This window comes from Oxynema aestuarii AP17 (assembly GCF_012295525.1).
Classification (GTDB): domain Bacteria; phylum Cyanobacteriota; class Cyanobacteriia; order Cyanobacteriales; family Laspinemataceae; genus Oxynema; species Oxynema aestuarii.
In genome coordinates this window covers 4,671,031-4,691,930 of sequence record NZ_CP051167.1, presented here as the reverse complement: position 1 = coordinate 4,691,930, position 20,900 = coordinate 4,671,031, and the positions used below count along the sequence as shown (strand labels likewise).

Genomic DNA, 20,900 nt, shown 5'->3' with positions numbered 1-20,900 from the left:
CGCCCTCAATACCGGGGCACCGAGGGATCGACGCGATTGGAATAGGCATCGATCCCGCCACTGATATTTTTAACTTGGCTAAAGCCTTGGGCGATCAACCATTGCGACATTTGCGCCGATCGAATCCCGTGATGGCATAAAACGAGGGTTTCGGCATCGGGATCGAAGCGTTGACGAATGTCTGCAGACCATCGCTCGAACTGACTCAAAGGCAACACCTCGAAGCCGTCGATCGCGGCGATCGCTACTTCTTGCGGTTCGCGCACGTCGATCAACTGCAAGCCGTCGGGGGCTTCGGCGAGGCGTCGGGCCAATTCTTCGACGCTGATTTGAGGAAGGGGTTGATTCCAAGAAGCTGTAGACATCGGATTCGCAAGAACGCTGTTAATAAAATTTTTATCTTAGAACTTAACGGCAATTGTGCCGTGTTTGGGTTCGAGTTGGCCACTCCCGGACTCTCTCCAGTCGGGAGATCGTCGGTCGGCAGGGGTCCGCGATCGCGGCAAACTTTGGCCGTCGCGACCTCGGCGAGGGCGAGGGCGAACCCCCCGGCGGGAGGACAAAAAACTGCAAGAATCGAGACTCAAACCAGTATCCTGGAAAAGATAGTTTTCGCCTTCATTGTAGGCGAACCCGTTTCCGTGTTGCCGTTCGCGACGATCGCTTTGCGCGCGCGAACGTCCTCGCCGAAGCGGACGGGCTGCTCTCGCGCCCTTTCCAGACCCCAGTCCCGCGCCATTATGAAGCAACGCACATTTTTTTCCCTCCTCGTCACGGTCGTGCTGGTGCTGTTCGCCCTCGGCGCTGCCGGAGCTTACGCGATCGTCACTACCGGACCGCTCGCCTTGCTCGGAGGAGATCGCGCCCTCAATCCCACCGCCGCGATGTTGGTCCCCAAACAAGCCCCGGTGATGACCTCGTTCTCGGTCAATCCCGATCGCCTGGCGGGACTCGGACAGCTTTGGGTGCGTCCGCAAGACCGTCGCGAAATTGCCGCCGAACTCGACGCGATTAAAGCGGGTTTGCTCGCGGATACGGATCTCGACTACGAACGGGATATCCAGCCGTGGTTGGGAGACGAAATCGCCGTCGCCGTGACCAGTCTCGATATCGATCGCGATCGCCAAAACGGACGGATCCCGGGCTATTTAGTCGCCGTCCGCACCCGCGACCCCGAACAAAGCCGCAGTTTTTTAGAACGCTTCTGGGCCAATCGCGCCGTGTCTGGGGTCGATGTGGCGTTCGAGCAGTATAAAGGGGTAAAACTGATTTACCCGCGCGATTTAACCGCAAAAACCGATCGCTCGGCCTTGTCCGGACCGTGGGCGAGTGCGGCGATCGGCGATCGCTTCGTCTTGTTTGCCAACCATCCCAAGGTCTTGCGCGATGCGGTCAATAACGTGCAGGCCCCCGATCTCAGCCTCAGCCGCAGCCCAGCTTACCGCGATGCGCTCGATCGGGTCACCTCCGGGGCGATCGGGGTCAGTTTCGTCAATTTAGAAGAATTTGCGGCCTGGATCGGCAATTTTCCCGAAGGCAGCCTCGCGGCGCGCGATCGCTCTCCCCTCGAAACTAGCATCCCGCCGAGTTTGACCGTCGTTCTCGACTTCAACCGGGCCGGATTGCGCGCCCAAACGTTCTGGAATCTCCGCAGTGCGGGCAATCCCCTCGCGAGCTTGCCCCCGCTCTCGACTCCAGTCGCCGCGTTGAATTACGTACCGTCGAATGCGGCGGTGGCCCTGTCCGGTCGCGACCTGTCCCGACTGTGGGCGGTGGTTGACGCCCAAATTGGGGCGAACGACTGGATCGCCCAACTGCTCGATCGCCCCCTGGCGGCGGCGCGATCGCAATTGGGGATCGATTTGTCCCAGACCATTTTTAACTGGGTCGATGGCGAGTACGCCTTGGCTCTGGTTCCTTCGTTACGGGAAAATGCCAAGGGCGGCGAGTTGGATTGGATTTTTGTCGCCGAACGTACCGACGAGGAAGCGGTACGGGACGCCCTCGACCGTCTCGACCAGATCGCCCGCGATCGCGGTTTCGGCGTCGGACCGTTGGATGTGGGCGAACGGGCGATCGTCGCCTGGACCAAACTGGTGACCCGCGCCGGAGAAACCGTCCGCTTGGAAGCCCGGGTCGAAGGCGCCCGCGCCACCGTCGGCAATTACGAAATTTTCGCCGGTTCGATCGCCGCCGTCGATACGGCCCTGAAAGCTCCCCAGAATGGCTCTTTACTCGCCGACAGGCGCTTCTCGCGGGCGATCGCTCAATTGGCAAGTCCCAATTACGGTTATTTCTATCTCGACTGGCTCGCCAGTCAAGCCTTCCTCGAACGCCAAACCCCCGCCCTCCAATTGGTAGAACTGGCTATCCGTCCCCTGTTCGACCACCTGCGATCGTTGGCGTCGAGCGCTCCCGCCCGCCCCGACACCCCAGGCGCCACCGCGCCGGAAACTCCCCCCCGCGCCGATTTCTTCGTGCGTTTGGGCGCTTGAGGGGACACCCGCGATCGTCCCGGCGATCCCCTCCCCCCCTTTCGGCGGGGGAGTATGTCAAGATGAAAAGGATGGAAGCCCTAATTTCACGCAAAACCTAGGCTATGAAATCACCCTTTGAGGCCGTTCAATCTCCTTATTACGGAGAGGCATCTTACCGAACCCCTCCCCCAGATTTACCCTCCCTCCTACTCAAAGAACGCATTGTTTATCTGGGAATGCCCTTGGTTCCGGCAGTCACTGAGTTGATCGTCGCCGAACTCCTCTACTTGCAGTACGAAGACCCGGACAAACCGATCAATATCTACATCAACTCCACGGGCACCTCTAGCTATAGCGGCGAACCGATCGGCTTTGAAACGGAAGCGTTCGCCATTTGCGATACGATCCGCTATATCAAACCCCCCGTTCACACGATCTGCATCGGTGCGGCGATGGGAATGGCGGCGATGTTGCTCTCTGCAGGAACGAAAGGCTGTCGGGCCAGTTTGCCCCACGCGACGATCGTTTTACACCAACCCAAGAGCTACACGCGCGGTCAAGCTTCGGATATTCAAATTCGAGCCAAAGAAGTTCTCGCCAATAAAAATACGATGCTCGATATTTTGTCGGAAAATACCGGGCAAACTCGCGAGAAAATCGCTAAAGATATGGATCGGATGTTTTACATGTCCCCGGAAGCGGCGGTGGAATACGGTTTGATCGATCGCGTCTTGGAAACGAAGGATCTCGCCCATCCGATGCCTGCCTCTGTCGGCTAAGTGCCCCGGAAATCTAACCATCTGCGAATTTACTCAAGCGACTAAGGGAGTTTTCTAATTATGCCCATTGGTGTGCCAAAAGTTCCCTACCGAATGCCGGGGGAAACTTATACTCAGTGGATTGATATCTACAATCGCCTCTACCGAGAGCGCATTATTTTTATCGGCAAAGACATTGACGACGAACTGGCGAACCAAGTCATCGCCGTCATGCTCTATTTGGACTCCGAGGATTCGGGCAAAGATATTATTCTCTATATCAACTCTCCCGGAGGTATGGTCACCGCAGGCATGGCGATTTACGATACCATGCAGCATATTAAGTCCGATGTGGTGACGATTTGTGTCGGTCTGGCGGCGTCGATGGGTTCGTTCCTGTTGGCGGCGGGCACTCCAGGCAAGCGTTTGGCCCTGCCTCACTCCCGGATCATGATTCACCAACCCTCTGGGGGGACCCGAGGACAGGCGAGCGATATCGAAATTGAGGCGCGCGAAATTATCCGCATTCGCCACCAACTCAATGAGATTTACGCACGGCGGACGGGTCAATCTCTCGAAAAGATCGAGAAAGACATGGATCGAGACTTTTTCATGTCGGCTTACGAGGCGAAGGAATACGGTTTGGTCGATCGCGTGATCGAGGATCGGACGTCGTAGGCGATGCCCCGAATTGGGTTCGACCCGATGGAAATTGGAAGAAAGCCGATCTCAACCGCCGTGGTGGGGCGATCGTTTTCTTCCGATTCCTCTTTTCAGTCGTTTCAGCAGGGTGGGCATTGCCAGCTCTACTACTGCTAAACTCTAAAATCTAACATCTAAAATCTAAAAATCTAAAAATCTAAAATCTTAAAATCTAAATTCCAAACTCCCTCCAGTGTTGAGGTTGGATCCGGAATGGACGAGAAATGGCAGAATTTTGGTAAGGACATGCGGCAGCGATCGAGCGAATGAACATTCGAGAATGCTATCAACTGTTGGGATTGAGCGCGGGAGCCACGTTGGCGGATCTGAAAAGCTCGTACCGCAAATTGGCCAGACGCTATCATCCAGATGTCAATCGCGGCGATCGCGGTTGCCATGAAAAGTTTATCGAAATCAACCAGGCATATCAAATTCTGCTCCAAGCCCTCGAATCGACCCCGGTAAGCGCCAATCCCGCCGGGTCGCCGACGGCTTCCGCCACTCCCCGCCGTTCGTCGCCGCCACCGCCGCCGCCGCCGCCTCGGGTCGTTCGCAAAGAACCGTCATTTCGCTACAGTCCTCACCTGACGGAACTGGAACAGTTACTCAAACGCAAAGGCTATTTGCAGTTGCAGCAGTTGCTCAAATACAAGCGCTTTCCTCGGGCGATCGCCTTGGTGGAAGCCCTGGCACACCGGATTCCCAGAGATGCGGAGGTGCGTCAGTGGCAGGCGATCGTCTACCAACGCTACGGACGCTATTCGATCGAGTGCGGACAGTTGGACAAAGCCCGGATTTATCTTAAAAAAGCTTTAAAAACTGACCCCCACAATCGTTCCTTGTGGGTCGAAGTCGAGCGCGATTTTCGCCGCCTCGAACGGGTATTGTGAAATTTCCCCACCTTGCTCGGATCCAGGGCATCCGAAACCAGTCACCTGTGAGAAAATACGATCGGCAGCGATGAGTGTTGCCGGAAAATTCCACTGTTCGATCGACAATTGAGGGGACTGGAAGCCCCAATGGAGGAGTTAAAATGAGCGAGTTTCTCGACTTCCTACAACATAAATGCGCTTACGTGGCGATCGGCGAATTCAAACCGGGAAAATTTGCCGAAGCCCGACACTTGTACGAGAAAGCCGTGTCTACCTATCGCGACGGCTTCCAAGGGGCGTATTTATTGCAAGAACCGGGAACTGACAAGGGGATCGCCGTCGTGTTTTGGGACAATATTGCCGATATGGAGGCCAATCGCAACCAAGTTCACGATGCGATTCTTCAGGAAATGTCCGATTTGTTTTTGTACCCGCCGACGACGAATTTTTACGAGGTGTGCAGCGAGATCGATTCCCCTGCTAAATCTGTAGGGGTTTAAGTTCAATTCAGGGCGATCGCCTAGCATTCTACCGGATCGGCGATCGCGGACGATCCGTCCCTCACGGCACTGAATACGTAGTCGCCATAACGCCAAACTACCGAGGCGACCCGATCTTCGGGAATGGTTACCCAACCTTTATCGAGCAGTTTGAAGCAACCGCGAATAAAATGGGGGTCGTTCATTTCGCTGGTATAGGCGGCTAGCAGTTTCAATTCGCGATCGGCGCTCAAGCCTCCTAAATTGACCCGGAAGGCGGGCTGAATGTCTACCAACTCCAAGCCGGATTCGTCGTAAATTTCGACAAATTCATCGGGAGTCGCGCTAAAGGTCGGCACGCCTTCGGGAAAGAGGTCTTGGAGTTCGGGGTCGAGATCGTTAAGGATTAGGAAATACATAGCACCCTCCAGATGGTGTGTAGGAAATCACGGAAACAGTTGCATCGGGCGGCCAATTGCCCCAGTGGTTCGATCGCTTGAGTGACCTATGATGTTTTATTACTTTTTCCTGGGGAGGCCGTCCGGAAAAAAGATTTTTTTTCGCCAGAAAGGCTCAAATTACCTTAAAAGAAGGGTTTGCGGCGTTATGACTTTTTATGACTCGACCCGGTGCTAGTACGCGACGCACCGCTTGCGCCTGGGGCGAGGATGGCAGGGGGGCGCCGCGCGATCGGTTGGGGCGATCGCCCGCACCCCCTATTGAGGCAAATCCAACCCGCTATAATACTCATGACTGTTTCACAAGACCCCGTATATCAATTTTTAAATTAATTCTCCAGCAGCTTCATGCAAGAGCAAGCAATCGATTTAGAACAAGCGCTTCAAGTGGCGGACGAAGCCGTTTTTACCAAAACGGACAAACATTTAACTGATGTGGAAATTGCCATTTTTCGAGGAGCTTGGCAAAATCAAACCTATCAAGAAATGGCCGAAAATACGGACTATTCTGCCAATTATTTGCATCGAGTTGTCGGTCAAAAACTGTGGGACAGACTCTCAGATGCTCTCGAAGAAAAAGTCAGTAAAAAAAACTTTAGAGCGGCTTTAGAACGACGGTGGCGATCGCAGCACAGCCCCAATTCTCATGCCGGATTCGCCGCCGATCGCCCCTTTTCTATCGATCTTCCCGACATCGAAAAGCGCTGTTATCACGCGATCGCCCAACCCGGCGCCCTCTTGCGCATTAAAGCCCCCAAACGTACGGGCAAAACCCTGTTAAGCGCCAAAATCCTCGATTTTGCCGCCCGTCAAGGCTACCGTACTGCCTATTTGAATCTCAACTTAGCCTCCCAAAGCGACTTCACCAATCTCGACCGCTTTTTCCAGTGGTTTTGTGTCAGCGTCGCCCAAATGCTGCAACTTCCCGCTCGCTTAAATGACTACTGGAATAGCCAAATTCTCACCAGTAAAATGAATTGCACCCAATATTTTGAAAACTACTTACTCGCGGGTGACGCTCCTCCTCTGGTTTTATGTTTGGATGAAGTCGATTTACTCTTTCCTCATACCTTAGTCGCTCAAGAATTCCTCGGCTTATTACGCGGCTGGCACGAACAAGCAAAAGTTAGAAATATTTGGCAAAAACTCCACCTGATTTTTGTCTATTCTACTGAAGTTTATATTTCTCTTAAAATAGAAGATTCCCCCTTTAATGTCGGCGTTCCCATTGAATTACCGGAATTCAATCGCGAGCAAGTATTGCGCTTGGCCCGCGCTTACGGTTTACAATGGAGCGAGTCGGACGTGTCGGCGTTGATGGCGATGGTCGGCGGTCATCCCTTTCTCGTACAACAGGCGATTTCTAATCTCAAGAATCAGCCGGGAATGACCTTAGCTGAAATTTTAGCCACGGCCCCTACAGAAGCAGGCATCTACAACCATCACTTACGGCGTTTGTGGCTGCATTTACAAGCTCATCCCAATTTACTCGATGCCTTCAAAAAGGCGATCGCCAGTGACAATCCCGTTAACTTGGAACGAACGGAAGGCTATCAATTACATGGGGTGGGACTGCTACAGTTACGCGGCAATAACTATATACCGCGCTGCGATCTTTACCTTCAATATTTCCGCGATCGTTTTGAGTCAAGTGGGTAATTCTTCTTGGCGCTGTCGATCTTAAAATAACATCGGTCTAAAGCTTCCGGTTTTGTTCTCAAGGGTGCCGAAAGTTGTCTAGGCAAATTTAGCCGTAACCTCTCATGACTCGCTCTCTTAAACTCCGCGATCGCCTTCAAAACTGACCTGGAATTAGTTTAATTTCTATTTAAACTCTAAAAATAATAACCGATCCGGAAAAATTCTTTAACTTACTCTTATTCCTCGCGATCGCCCCCAGTTTATCTCTGATTCCTACATTGGCCTACTTATCTCCGAAGGAGGATAAGCGCAATATCTACCAACTCATTCTGTATTTCACAACATCAAAAATTACTTTATTGAGTTTAAAAATTGAGTTTAAAAACTCAGATAATACCATTTTTCTAAAACCTCGATGGAGATGGATCGCTTGCAGGGATATGGCACTGCCATCTCCCTACCCTGGATATCTCTCATTATTTTTGAAAAATGGTATAAAATCTAAACTTACTTTTACCAACTTCTCAATCTAAAATCTAAAATCTAAAATCTTATGCCGGACTCTGACTATCAAGTAGGTGGAAGTCTCCCTTCAGATGCTCCAACTTATGTGGTGCGTCAAGCAGACGAACGACTCTATCGCGCTTTGAAAAACGGCGAGTTTTGTTACGTCCTCAACTGCCGACAAATGGGCAAATCGAGCTTAAAAGTACGCACGATGCAACGCTTGCAAGCAGAAGGATTTAGTTGTGGGGCGATCGATATTACGTTACTCGGAACTCAAGAAGTGACGATCCAACAATGGTATGGCAGCGCTATTGTTACCCTCAGTCAAAACTTCGATCGCTTGCGTTCGTTTAATCCATTAAAATGGTTGGGCGATCGCGCGCAACTCTCTCCAGTTCAGTGGTTTAGTGAATTTATCGATCGCGTCATTCTCGATGCGATCGATGGTAATATTGTTATTTTTATTGACGAAATCGACAGTTTAATTAGTTTAAATTTTAAAGATGATTTTCTGGCCTTCATTCGTGCGTGTTATAATCAGCGATCGCACGATTCTCGCTACAATCGGTTAAGCTTTTGTCTGCTCGGAGTTGCTACCCCTTCCGATCTGATTCGAGATAAAAGTAAAACTCCGTTTAATATCGGTCATCCGATTGAATTGACGGGCATTCAATTCGAGGAAGCGGAACCCCTTCTCATTCCCGGTTTGCGCGATCGCTTCGACCATCCCGAAACGGTTCTTAGGGAGATCTTAAACTGGACTGGGGGACAACCTTTTCTCACCCAAAAACTCTGTCGGTTATCCATCGAAGATCTCGATCGCAACGACCCCGATCTCGATTGCCTGGTCTATAATAAAATCCTCGACAATTGGGAAGCGCAAGACCAACCCGAACATTTAAAAACGATCCGCGATCGTCTATTTTACGACGACCGTCAAACCGGACGTTTACTCGGACTTTATCAAAAAGTCTTACTGTCCGGCGATCGCCCCTTTCCCGCCGAGGGTTCTCGCGAAGAAAATCTCTTAAGACTGTCTGGCTTAATTGTCAAAGGCGATCGGGGTTTACGGGTAGCCAATCGTATTTATCGAGAAGTTTTTAATCGGGATTGGATCGAACGTTCTTTAGCTCATTTACGTCCTTATTCAGAAGCATTAAACGCCTGGTTAACTTCCGACCGTAAAGACTCCTCCCGCCTGTTGCGCGGTCGAGCGTTACAAGAAGCACTAACCTGGGCCAACGATAAAAGTTTGAGCGATCTCGACTATCAATTTCTCGCCGCCAGTCAGGAACAGGAAAAACAAGAAGTTCAAAAAGAGTTAGAAGTGCAACGCCGCGCCTCAGAAATTTTAGCCACTGCGAATAAAACCTTAAAAGATGCTCAAATTAAAGCCAAGCGCACGATTCAAACTGGCGCCCTAATTTTAGTGGGAATTTTACTCGGTTCGACCTTGATTGTTTGGGGCGCGGCTTCGCAAGCGAAAAAAGCCGAAATTGACGAACTTAAAGCACTCAATTCCGCCTCCAAATTCAATCGAGAATCGAATCAACAGTTGAAAGCTTTAGTCAACGCCGTGCGTGCGGCTCGCAAATTACAAGCATTGCGCGTTGATGCCGAAATTCGCGAGCAAACCATCGCCAATTTAGAACAATTGCTCTCGGAAATTGACGAATACAATCGTTTGGACGAACAGGAGGGGTGGGTCTGGAATGTCGCCTTTTCTCCGGACGGCGATCGCCTCGCGACGGCGGCGGAGGCGAAAGTCCGAATTTGGAGCGATAACGGCGAGTTAGAGGGGGTTCTCGACCATGACGATCGCGTCTACGGACTGGCATTTTCCCCCGACGGACAAACCCTGGCGACGGCGAGCAAGGACGGAACCGTGCGCCTCTGGAGTGACGACGGCGAGCTCTTACATCGCCTCGACGCTCACCAAGAGAGCGTTTTTGCGGTCGCCTTTTCCCCGGACGGACGCTATGTAGCCTCTGCAAGTGAGGATAAAACGATCGCCATTTGGGGCGTCGATGGCAGCTTAAAAGGACGGTTGAGCGGACATACCCAGAGCATTTACAGCCTCAGCTTTTCCCCGGATGGCAAGCTATTAGCCAGTGCCAGTGAAGACAATACCGTGCGCGTTTGGCCCTTCCCGATTCCCGAGGAACAAGAGAAAATCACCCCGATCGATATTCTCACAGAACACAAATTTGACGTGACGGGGGTGAGTTTTGCCCCGAATGGCGATCGACTCGCCAGTGCGGACTCGAACGGTACGATCCACTTGTGGCAGTTCGACCCCAAAACGCAAAAATTTTTACTCAAAGAGCGTTTTAAGGATCATGAAAATGTCATCTGGATGCTCGCTTGGTCTCCAGACAGTCGCACTTTGGGGTCGGCGAGTGCGGATAAAACGGTCAAGTTTTGGAGTCTCGACGGCACTTTACTCAAAACCTTGGAGGGACACGACGATGCGGTGTTGGCGTTGAGTTTTTCGCCGAAAGACGGTCTCGTAGCGACGGGGAGCAGCGATCGCACGGTGAAGTTGTGGAAGCCGCAAATCCGCTTGGTAGAAGTGTTTGACAATGGTGAGACTATGGTCAACGGCATCGATTTTGCGCCGGATGGCGGCGCGATCGCCTCCGCCAGTCGCGACAATCAAGTGAGGCTCTGGAATCTCGACGGTACCGTGCGTCAGACCTTTTCCGGTCATACGAATTGGGTATATGACGTGAGCTTTTCTCCGGACGGTCAATTTCTGGCTTCGGCGAGTAAAGATAAGACGGTCAAGCTGTGGAATTTGCAAGGAAAGGCGATTCGCACCCTGGAAGGGCACGGGGATGAGGTCAACGCCGTGGCGATTTCTCCCGACAGCCAACAGATTGCCTCGGCGAGTTTCGATCGAACGATCAAACTTTGGAATCGCGATGGCGAGGCGATCGGCGATTTGACCGGACATCAAAACTGGGTATATGATGTTACTTTTTCTCCGGACGGGCAAATGCTGGCCTCGGCGAGTAAGGATAAAACGGTCAAGTTGTGGAGTCGCGACGGAACCTTACTCGAAACTCTGGAAGGACACGCCAACGAAGTAAATGCGGTGGCGTTCAGTCCGGACGGCGAATTTTTGGCGTCCGCCAGCGATGACAATACGGTGAAAATCTGGCAGCTTGATGGAACGTTAGTTCGCACGTTAAGGGGACATACGAATAAAATTCTCGATGTCACTTTCAGTCCCGATGGGGAGTTGATTGCCTCGGGAAGTGATGACAATACGATTAAAATTTGGACCCGCAAGGGCGATTTGCTGGCGACGCTAAGCGAACATACGAACCGTGTGTGGAGTGTTCGCTTCAGTCCCAATGGGTATTCTCTGGCGTCGGGAAGTTGGGACCGAACGGTGAAGCTGTGGGCGTTGGGAGACGTGCGCTTGCAGTTGGAAGAGGCGATGGATCGGAACCAAAGCGATCTCGATCGCCTCCTGGGAAATGCCTGCGATCGCTTGCAAGATTATTTAGAGTTTCATCTAGAAAGCCGGGTGTGCGATCGGGTCTTGTAGGACACCCCAGTTTCTCCCTTGACTTGCTTTATATGTTTTTACAAACTCTGGTAGCAAGAGGGGGATAAATTGGCCAATTCTCGATGTATATAGTATTTCTCCTGCAGGCAAAGTACACTTAGAATACAACTTTTAATTGGCGAGAGGCTAACGTCGTTAAAACCCTATTCTCTAGATTTCCGCCAGAAAATCATTGATGTCTTTCTCCGGATCGATCTCCGATTGAAAATTGCTCTTCAAAGATGAAAGCGATCCTGGGATTCCTGGAAGCCAGAACTTATCCCGACTTAGATCGAGCTATTAAAGAGGCATTTAATCAGGTTTCTTTGGATGACATCAAGAGGTTCTTACTTATTGCTGTTACTGTACCTCAGTTGACTGAGAAATGCTGTGGCGCTAAAACCCATATTACAGGAAAATGTACCATGTCAAACCATTTGCCAGGTCATCTCCTGACCTGCATTTAAAGGCACTAAACCAGACTCCGTAAACGGCACTTCATCGGGAATTTTCCAAGTGCTTTTATTCAAGGTAATCTGTTCGGTATTGCGGGGCAGTTGATAAAAATCTGGCCCATAGAAACTGGCGAATGCTTCCAACTTATCCAGGGCATTAACACTCTCAAATGCTTCAGCGTACAACTCTATCGCGTGGAGGGCAGAAAAACAACCCGCACAACCACAGGCACTTTCTTTACTGGTGCGGGTATGGGGGGCGCTATCGGTGCCGAGAAAAAACTTAGGATTGCCCGATGTGGCGGCTTTTACCAGGGCTTGACGATGGGTTTCCCGTTTCAAAATCGGCAAGCAATAAAAGTGGGGATTAATACCGCCTTTGAATATGCGATTACGGTTAAATAATAAATGTTGGGGGGTGATGGTTGCCCCGATATTGTTGGCATTTAGGACATATTCCACCGCATCGGCAGTGGTAATGTGTTCCAACACGACGCGCAGTTTCGGAAATCGCTGTTTGAGGGGAATTAAATATCGCTGGATAAACACTTTTTCGCGATCGAATATATCCACATCCTTATCGGTCACCTCTCCATGTAGCAATAACGGCAAGTCCACCTGTTGCATGGCCTCAAAAACCCGATCGCACTTGCGAATATCCGTCACCCCGAATTCTGAATTCGTCGTTGCCCCGGATGGGTAGTATTTGACCGCTTTCACAAACCCGGAGGCTTTCGCGGCGATCGTCTCTTCCGGGCTAGTATTGTCCGTGAGGTACAGGGTCATCAATGGCTCAAACTGTTTCCCTGCGGGAATTGCAGCCAGGATGCGATCGCGATAAGCTGCAGCATCAGCGAGCGATCGCACTGGGGGTTTCAAATTGGGCATAATTATGGCACGGGCAAACTGACGCACCGTATGGGGTAAAACCACTTTTAGGGCTGCGCCATCACGGAGATGGAGATGCCAATCGTCAGGTCGGGTCAGGGTAAGCTGTTGCATTATGAGCGTAAAATAGGTAGATAGCCAAAAATGTGAGAAAAGTAGAGACCGCTATAGAAATTCAACGAGTTACATCTATTATATGACGATCGTTACTGTTTTATGTTTTATGTAATTCTATCTTAAGGCAAGAGTGAATGAGCTCCATAACATCGATCGCGATCGCCGGATCGCCTGGTAGTGGCAAAACCACCTGGATACGTCAGTTTCTCTCGAACCAGGATCGTCCTCTATTTTACTGCTGTTGTTGCGACTCCGGGAATGGGAACAGATTAGGTAAGATTTTAGACTCTGTTCCACGCCCACCAAGCCTAGACGATATTTTGATTGAACTGACGGGGGACGCTTACGGACAGGTGTCTGCGAACAGTCGGTGGGGTTTGCGGTGGGGCTGATGGGTCGTCAGGGGATCGATCGCCGCGATCGTTTTTTCGATGCTTTTGGCTTGGGGAGGCAACAGTTGTAACAGATGTAGTTGGAAAGCACCAAAACTTTTGATCCCGTTGCCGTCTATGGGGATGCTCCCAATTTTACTCAACTTTGAACAAAAATAGCGACGCATTCCCCCACCTAGGAACAGGTGGGGGTTAAGGAGCGGCGGTTTCTATGTGATAATGCTATATATCTTGAGCGGTACGGTAAAGGGCGGAACTGAGATTTCCGAACACCCCGGAGACACGACCTCTCAAGAGAGGGAGAAGCACCCTGTAAATCCTGTGGAGTCGGTTAATACAGGTCGGACTCCGGGTCAAAGTTTCACTCAAAGCCCCATAGCGGAAACGACTTGGGGGTGTCTCTGGGCCAAAGTTCCCAGAACACGGCGAGAATACCGCCTGTCGGGAGGGATAAGCCCTTCTAATCAAGACACCGCCACCTCGCGTAGCAGGTGGCGGTGTATTCATAATACGAGGATTCCTAATAGGGATGTGTCCGGCGGAGGATCTCCGCCTAGGCGGACTCATCGTTTTTGCGAAGATCCTTCCTGCCGGACATTATCTTTACACGAAACTGAAGTAATCCGACTGCAAACTCAGCTCAGAAACATCCTGAACCACTGCAATCAAATCCTTACTATCGCCCTCGTTGCGATAAATTGCCGTCCCGGAAGGTATTCCTGCGGGAGAGGCAGCCAGTTCGTAATCAGCCGATACCCCCTGCAACTGGATGATATCTTCACTGGTATCAAAATTGGTGACAATTGCATATTCCTTGCCACTAACCGCATCGGCGCTATTGAGATAGTAGGCTTGGTTGGCATCGCCAAGGATGAAGGTTTCGGCACCCGGTTGACCGATGAGCTGGTCAACGTCACCGAGATCGGAATTGATGGTATTTTCATCCATGCCAGTGAGGAGATCTGTCTCCTGTTCAGTCAGTAAGGCACGATCGCCGAGATTGAAATTCGTGCGCGCATTGACGGCGATCGCACCACCGATACGACCTTCCGCAAATCCGTGCATCAGATAATGTGCGTAGCCACTGGCAAAGCTCCCCTCGTTGATGGCTGACTCCACATCCGGGTTATTCGCCAGATAGATAGGATTGCTAAATGCCAGACTCGGATTGCGACCCTCGGACAGACCGAAGTAGATAAAGTGTTCCATCGCATTGCGGAAGATTCCGTTTTCCACCGCATCCGCTACATCGGCATTTTGCGACAGATAGTATTTCGCGTCGAAGGTTTGTGTCAGCATCTCGAACTGCACGAACGGATTGCGACCTTCGGCGAAACCGACGGAGACTAGATGTTCCAGACCGTTGCTGTATGTACCATTGGCGATCGCTTCGGCAGCATCGGCGTTTTGCGATACATAGAACATCTCGAAGTCTTTAAACAGATCGCTGGGGAAGCGACCTTCCGCAAACCCGAACTTGATGAAATGTTGGAACGCACTGCGGAACGAACCATTCGTAACCGCATCCGCCACATCCGGGTTATTCGCGAGATAAAGGTTCGTGAAGACCTCACTCGGGGAGCGACCTTCCGCCAATCCAAACAAGCTAAAGTGTTCGGCGGCACTGCGGACTGTTCCATTCGCTACGGCGTCCGCAACGTCTACATTTTCTGCCAGATAGTATGCGGGGTCGAACAGCAAAATTGAGAGCTTGCGCGGCTGAGCGGTCTCGATTTGCTTATCATCACTCAGTTGTTCGCCGTCGTTATTGGTAAGCAACTGCTGCGGAAGCCAGGGTGAGAGCTCGGATGGATCTTCAAGTTGAGGTCCGGCAGGATCGACTTCGATGTTGAAGCTGGGGAAGGTGGGGCGAACGGTGGGGTCTGCCACTCGCACTTCTGCCATCTTCTGCTCGATCGCCTCTTTCGTATTGTTCGCCAGGAACTCTTCCACCGGCAAGGTGCCTGCGGCCAATTCCGGCAACCCAACAGCGATTTGACCCACCGCCACCGCCTGCATTTTGGTGATTTCAGTGGCGATATCTGTCAACGGCAGACCGCTCGTTGATAGTTCTTGGACGATTTGGTTCCCTAGAGCCATCACTTCAGCCGCCGCCGAAGCGACGCTGCTGATTTGCTCCGCATTCACAGTATTGCCTTCGGAGCCGAACGAGGGACTAAAACTGATTGCATCTTGAACGATCGCCTCGATCGTCTCAAGTTGGGTTAGGTCAACCGAACTGTTGGATTTCAAGAACTTGGCAATGCCAGAAATCGCCGCATGACCGAGTTGGACTACAGCAATGTCACTGCCCCCTTCGATTAACTTCGCCGTTTGGACGATCGTATTTTGCACCTGAATCATCGCCGCAAACACCGCCACCCCATTCGGATCGCCATTGGCGATCGCGAAGAGCGGATCGTAGGTACTCAAGTTCACCTCGGCAGGCAATCCTAACGCCGTTTTGACCTGATTTTCTGCCGAGGCTGGATCGAGACCGTCCTCTACTAACCAAGCAATCATCGTGGTTAAGGGAGTAACAACCTCAGACCCCGGGATGGAAGTCAGGGGCGTCACCAGAGGCAAGTAGGTAGAAGCATCCACCCCTTCATTTAAAATAATCTGGCCTTCCGTCGGATCGATCGTGCCGTTTCCATTGAGATCGAAGCTATCAAGTTGGATGTCTAGTTCAAAACTGCCATCAGGATTCGTTAAGGCAAACGGTTCTGTATCTTCATCGAACACTTCATTGAAGTTGGCATCAAAGAAGACGAACCCGCCACTAATGTAAGGATCGATGGCGCGACTCTTGTTACTGGTATAGTCTCCCAATCGAAACTCTGCCAGCGTGACTTCCGCTAGACGTTTTTCGTAAGCGGTGTACCAAGAGAGAGGCACATAATACTCGGCAACAAAGTCCAAGACGGCTTTCAGATCCCCATTAATCGCAAATAAACTCAGGGGGCGGCTAATTCGGGACGTAATTTCAGAAGCGCGAATTTTGCCATCACCGGTTCCCAACGCCTTTTCCACACTAGAGTTGTAGACTTTACCTAAAACGTCGTGGACTTTCCACCACATCTCGTTGCGGACAGTGTCCACATTCTCCGCGCTGACTGAACTACCGGCTGGTTCTCGAATCTTAGCCTTGCCTTCCTCGTACAGATTCTCGGCATTCATGTTCAGGTCATCGGCTAAGTTGGGATCGACCCCCAAGTGACTGTACTCATTCAGAACCGCACGCACTTCCTCGCGAAGCCCGTCAAATTGGCTGGAACTGAATTCTCCTTCCCCTACATCCAGCAGGTCGAACTTAATATTTGCCTCAAGCCCCCCAGTTAGGTACGCTTTTGCTAGTGCAACATTGACGCCGCCTCCAAGGTTGATCCCGCCGGTGAGTTTGAGTTCGTGAACGTCGTCTCCGGTTCCATCCGCATTTTGGCGATCGCTGACGTAGAATCCATCAAAAATCTTAGAATAATCCGTCCCTCCAGACTTTTTCCATTCAGCCAGTCCATAGGTATCAAAGCCAAACCCGAGATTCGACGTGGCTGCCAAGTCGATTCCGAACGTCCCATTCACACCAACATTCACCACCGGAATGGAGAAAATCGGAAACTCCTCGCCTAGATTGAATTCAAAGTCAAGATCCGGGAGTTTATAAGCAAACAACGTGACATCTTCTTTCCCCAACAGCAAATCCACCGAATTATCCGGCGTTAAAATCGGGAAACTTAACCCGTCCATTTTGCCAAACAGGTTAAACAATTCCTGAGTTGTGCTGTTCGACTTAGCCTGCTCCAAAGAAGATGCCGTCGTTTTGACTTGGGTTTTCGGAGCATTTTTGAGCTCGGCATTCGGATTCGTGGGGTCGAAATCGAGTTCGTAGTCACCCAAATCAATCGTAATATTTCCCCCTGAATTGGCGAGGTCTACAAGCAGACTATTCGCTTGAATGACATACTCCAACGAATCGAGAAAGCTAGTATCGATGTCGTTGCCAGTGATTTTAGCTCCCACCTCGATCAGCGTTACCTTCCCATCCTCATTTATGTCAAAGAACTCCCGGACGATGCCAAAATGAGACAGGGGTTCAATATTGCCATTAAAGACGGTCAGGAGAGGTTTGATGGGGGAAATAATATCATCGATCGTAGACATCACCGGTTCGGCAAAGTCGGCGACGAAAGTCCCCAAATCAAGTTGGATATTGTTGAAGGCTAATTTCGGAATCTGCGGCCCACTCCACTGACCGTTAGCGTAGTTTAACTCCGGGAAATTGGCATTGAGGTCGAAGCTATACGACGGGATGGCCGCACTCTCCCCAAGGTTAGTTCGCGCCTTGAACCCCAACGTTCCTTTCGTATTTAACGTCGTGTCAATCAGATAGGAAAGATCGTAGGTGCCTTGGTCGAGTTCGCTAAAGGTCAGTTTTCCATCGTTGACGCCGCCTAAATCGGCAGTTAAATCTTGCAGGGATAACTGAAAATCCCCGGTCAGTTGTGTCGGATTATTCGTGTTGTTTGCCAAATTAATTGGCAACAAACTGACATCCGATGTCCCCTGAAAATTATCGGCTAAACTCGCTTCAGTGTTGAGGCTCAACGTTGTATTGTTGGTATCAAAGAACAGACCTTGCTCGTTGAGACCCAATCCCAAGGAAAAATCGTAGTTGAATTTAGTGTTGGCATCCCCCTGGGCATTCAATTTTAGACCGGGCAATCCCAAATCACCGTTCAACCCCACCGTGGGATTGTACTGTTGGCTGAGGTTGACGATCGCTTGAAGTTCTCCGTTTGCACCGACGGATTCGCTGACCGTCACGTTGGCAAAATCTTGGCTCAGAGCGTCTTGGATCGCCTGTTTGAACTTCGCCGCATCCCAAACTTGCGAAACCGATAACCCGGTACTCAGTTGGTTTTTAATATTATTGAAAAAATTCGGGACGGCGGTTTGAACGCTCTCACCGACGATCGGCAGTTTACCTAGACTGTCGGTCAGCGACTCCTGTAGCTTAGTAAAGCCCAAATTCAAGGGATTGGTGATGACTTCACTATTGTCGAACGCCAGTCCGATCGAGTCCGGGGTGGCGTTGAAAGTAACACTACTAGAGTCAGTGGTAGCAGCGCTCGTTCCTGTATTGCCGACAACGTCAGTGAAATTAATATTGAATCCCAGTGCCCCTGTGCTATCACCATCCGCCAGGGTATAAGTGGCTTCGTAACTGTTACCCGTGGTGTTGGTGACGGTGGCTGTTTGTCCGCCAATCGTGACCGTGGGCGTTCCACTCAGGGTTTCGGAAGCGGTGAATGTCACCGTTACCGTATCCCCCACCGTAGCGGTACTGGTGTCATTGGCGTTGTTCGAGGCAATGCTAACGGCAGATAAACTGGGGGCCGTTTTATCCAAGCTGACGCTACTGGAATCGGTGGTTGCCGTAGCCGTTCCCGTATTTCCCCCAGCATCGCTAAACTGGATATTAATCGCCTGTGCCCCTTCCGTATCGCTATCGGTCAGGGTATAAGTGGCTTCGTAAGTGTTGCCCGTGGTGTTGGTGACGGTGGCTGTTTGTCCGCCAATCGTGACCGTCGGCGTTCCACTCAGGGGATCTGAAGCGGTGAATGTCACCGTTACCGTATCCCCGACTTTCGCCAAGCTGGTGTCATTGGCATTGTTGGAGGCAATGCTAACAGAGGATAAGGTGGGGGCGCTGCTGTCGGAGCCCAAGGTGTAATAGCCGTCTGCAAGGGCGCTGAGATCGACACCGCTAAACACCACTTGATTGCCGCTAATAGTACCCGCCGTAACGCCTGCGACTGCGGAAAACGCCCCGGTGGTTCCATTGCGGAACAGTAGCGTATAGGTTCCGGTGGGAGTGCTGCCCAACTCGGAAAAGTCAAAGGTCAGATCTACGGTGCCGTTGTTGGTATTCGTGTCCGTTTTATCCAGATACCAAACTCGGTTCCAGCGATTGGTGGTGCCAGTGGGAATATCTGTGGTGACCAGTGAATTGGTGGCTTGATTGTGACCGAAGAGCAGATAGTCGCCATTATCTTGCAGATAGGTGTTGTTGGCGATCGTCAGGTCGGCAGAAGTGGCGGTGGTGTTGTTGCCGTTAGCTTCCTGGCCGATTCCGGCTACATTCAAGTCATAATCGCCATTGGCTGCATTATCTCCAACATATTTATCCGTTGCGGTAGTTAGAGCATATTTGGAACTGAGGTAGTTATCGACAATGGTGCGTTCGGCAGTATTTAAGGCATTGCTATAAATCAGAACTTCGGCGATCTCTCCAGGAAGATAAAAATCTAGAGAAGGATCTCCTGCCCTGAAGCCAGCACCGATTCTTGTGGGGTTGCTCGTATTTGGGGGATAAGTTGTGGCGATGCTATCTACTTCGGCACCATTTGTAAACGTGCGCTGCGTAGTGCCATCATAGTTGCCAGCAATCACCTCCCAACTGTCTGCTGTAACTGGAGAACTTCCTCCTTTCACCCATGCGGCTGCACCATCGCCGGTCCAATGTTGCCAAGTATTCACGTCGGCGGCATAGAGGCTATATCCTCGTGCCTCCGGTGTAACCTCTCGACTGGTAATCACAGAACGAAAGGTGCCCGCTCCTCCAGTGGCTTTGGTAACCACAAACAGGTCAAACTGGGGAGAGTTGAGGTTGGCATTAAATGCCGTTTCTAAATAGTCGTCAGTGCCGTCAAAGGTAAGGGTGGGTTGATTGTTTAAGCCCGTCGCATTATAGGTGGGCTGGCTGGCGGCAGTGGGTTGATCTAGAGAAACGCCATTGCCCGACTGGTCTCCCCAGGCGCTGACGGCATTGGCCGTTTGGGTGACGCCAGCATCTCCTTTGAGCCACAATTCTAAGGTAGAGGTGCCGTCAGTGGTCCCGACGCCCCCGGGGCCTTTACCCAGGACTGCCGGGTAATTCGCCATCACTTCCGGTAAAAATGCTAAGGCGGGTTGCTTGGGGTCTGTGCTGTAGTCGAGGTTCCAGTTTCCGCCTTGTGCGGCGTTGCCGATCGCAGTGCTGGAGGCGGCAATATTCGCCCCTGTGAGTTCCCGCAGCAGGGATAGCAGGGAAGTCTGGGAGGAGGCATCGGCGTCGATCGCCGCTACGTTACAGCCATAGATGAGGATGTGGGCGTTGTCGCTGAGGACTTGGCGCCATTGTTGGATTGCTTGGCTGTAGAGCGTTTCCAGGGTTTCGCGGTTGAGGATGCTGTTACCCAGATAGAGGGTGTCGGCAGACCCGTGGGAAATAATGTGGATGGTACTGAGGGATCCACTCTGAATCCCATCTGGGCGATCGGCTGTTAGCAGAGCTGCAATCTGTTGGATCCCATCTTCATGGGGATGCAGTACCACTACTTCGCACTCGGGACGCACTCCAGATGCAAGTATTTCCCATTGCTCAACCTGGGCGTCAACAATGACTAATTCTTTGACAGTCTTGCTCGAACGATCGCAAATCCCATGAGATCGTTTATCGGTCGGACCACTCATTTTCAACATGTTTAAAGTCTTTGAGTCCAATAACTGGGCTTAATCTCAACAGGCTAAAGCAACTATTCCGACCGACGCTAAAC

Annotated in this window: 12 protein-coding genes; 7 read left to right on the top strand and 5 right to left on the bottom strand. The window is 51.3% G+C overall.

The features are described 5' to 3' along the window. Positions 1 to 5 precede the first annotated feature (5 nt). Positions 6 to 365: a rhodanese-like domain-containing protein gene (locus HCG48_RS18855; protein WP_168570539.1), complete on the bottom strand. Its 360-nt coding sequence runs from the start codon at positions 363 to 365 to the stop codon at positions 6 to 8. A gap of 60 nt (positions 366 to 425) precedes the next feature. On the opposite strand from HCG48_RS18855, the gene HCG48_RS18850 reads away from it, so the two are divergent. The 5 genes from HCG48_RS18850 (at position 426) to HCG48_RS18830 (ending at position 5,309) form a co-directional block, all read left to right on the top strand. Beyond that, positions 426 to 2,495 carry a DUF3352 domain-containing protein gene (locus HCG48_RS18850; RefSeq protein ID WP_168570538.1) on the top strand — a complete coding sequence of 690 codons (2,070 nt, stop codon included), beginning with the start codon at positions 426 to 428 and terminating at the stop codon, positions 2,493 to 2,495. 104 nt (positions 2,496 to 2,599) lie between these two features. Next, positions 2,600 to 3,256 carry an ATP-dependent Clp protease proteolytic subunit gene (locus tag HCG48_RS18845; RefSeq protein WP_168570537.1) on the top strand — a complete coding sequence of 219 codons (657 nt, stop codon included), beginning with the start codon at positions 2,600 to 2,602 and terminating at the stop codon, positions 3,254 to 3,256. A 60-nt stretch (positions 3,257 to 3,316) separates the two neighbouring features. Beyond that, the gene (locus HCG48_RS18840) at positions 3,317 to 3,913 is read left to right on the top strand and encodes an ATP-dependent Clp protease proteolytic subunit (protein WP_168570536.1); all 597 of its coding nucleotides are present in this window, start codon (positions 3,317 to 3,319) and stop codon (positions 3,911 to 3,913) included. Between the two features lie 290 nt (positions 3,914 to 4,203). Beyond that, a complete protein-coding gene (locus tag HCG48_RS18835) occupies positions 4,204 to 4,827 on the top strand; it encodes a J domain-containing protein (RefSeq protein WP_168570535.1) in 624 nt (207 codons plus the stop codon). Positions 4,828 to 4,970: 143 nt separating this feature from the next. Continuing rightward, complete coding sequence (locus HCG48_RS18830; RefSeq protein WP_168570534.1) at positions 4,971 to 5,309, top strand: antibiotic biosynthesis monooxygenase; 339 nt, start codon at positions 4,971 to 4,973, stop codon at positions 5,307 to 5,309. Between the two features lie 20 nt (positions 5,310 to 5,329). Here the strand turns inward: HCG48_RS18830 and HCG48_RS18825 are convergent, their stop codons facing one another. Continuing rightward, entirely contained in the window at positions 5,330 to 5,707 is a 378-nt protein-coding gene (locus HCG48_RS18825; RefSeq protein ID WP_168570533.1) for a hypothetical protein, read from the bottom strand. A gap of 387 nt (positions 5,708 to 6,094) precedes the next feature. On the opposite strand from HCG48_RS18825, the gene HCG48_RS18820 reads away from it, so the two are divergent. Further along, complete coding sequence (locus HCG48_RS18820) at positions 6,095 to 7,405, top strand: AAA-like domain-containing protein (RefSeq protein WP_168570532.1); 1,311 nt, start codon at positions 6,095 to 6,097, stop codon at positions 7,403 to 7,405. A gap of 535 nt (positions 7,406 to 7,940) precedes the next feature. Continuing rightward, positions 7,941 to 11,450: a WD40 domain-containing protein gene (locus HCG48_RS18815; protein WP_168570531.1), complete on the top strand. Its 3,510-nt coding sequence runs from the start codon at positions 7,941 to 7,943 to the stop codon at positions 11,448 to 11,450. A 428-nt stretch (positions 11,451 to 11,878) separates the two neighbouring features. Here the strand turns inward: HCG48_RS18815 and pyrC are convergent, their stop codons facing one another. From pyrC to HCG48_RS18800, 3 genes are all read right to left on the bottom strand, one after another. After that, positions 11,879 to 12,907 (bottom strand): dihydroorotase, encoded by a 1,029-nt coding sequence (pyrC, locus tag HCG48_RS18810; protein WP_168570530.1) that lies wholly within the window; start codon positions 12,905 to 12,907, stop codon positions 11,879 to 11,881. A gap of 346 nt (positions 12,908 to 13,253) precedes the next feature. Beyond that, the gene (locus HCG48_RS18805; RefSeq protein ID WP_168570529.1) at positions 13,254 to 13,445 is read right to left on the bottom strand and encodes a hypothetical protein; all 192 of its coding nucleotides are present in this window, start codon (positions 13,443 to 13,445) and stop codon (positions 13,254 to 13,256) included. 460 nt (positions 13,446 to 13,905) lie between these two features. Then, entirely contained in the window at positions 13,906 to 20,826 is a 6,921-nt protein-coding gene (locus tag HCG48_RS18800) for a DUF4347 domain-containing protein (protein WP_168570528.1), read from the bottom strand. Between the last annotated feature and the right edge of the window lie 74 nt (positions 20,827 to 20,900).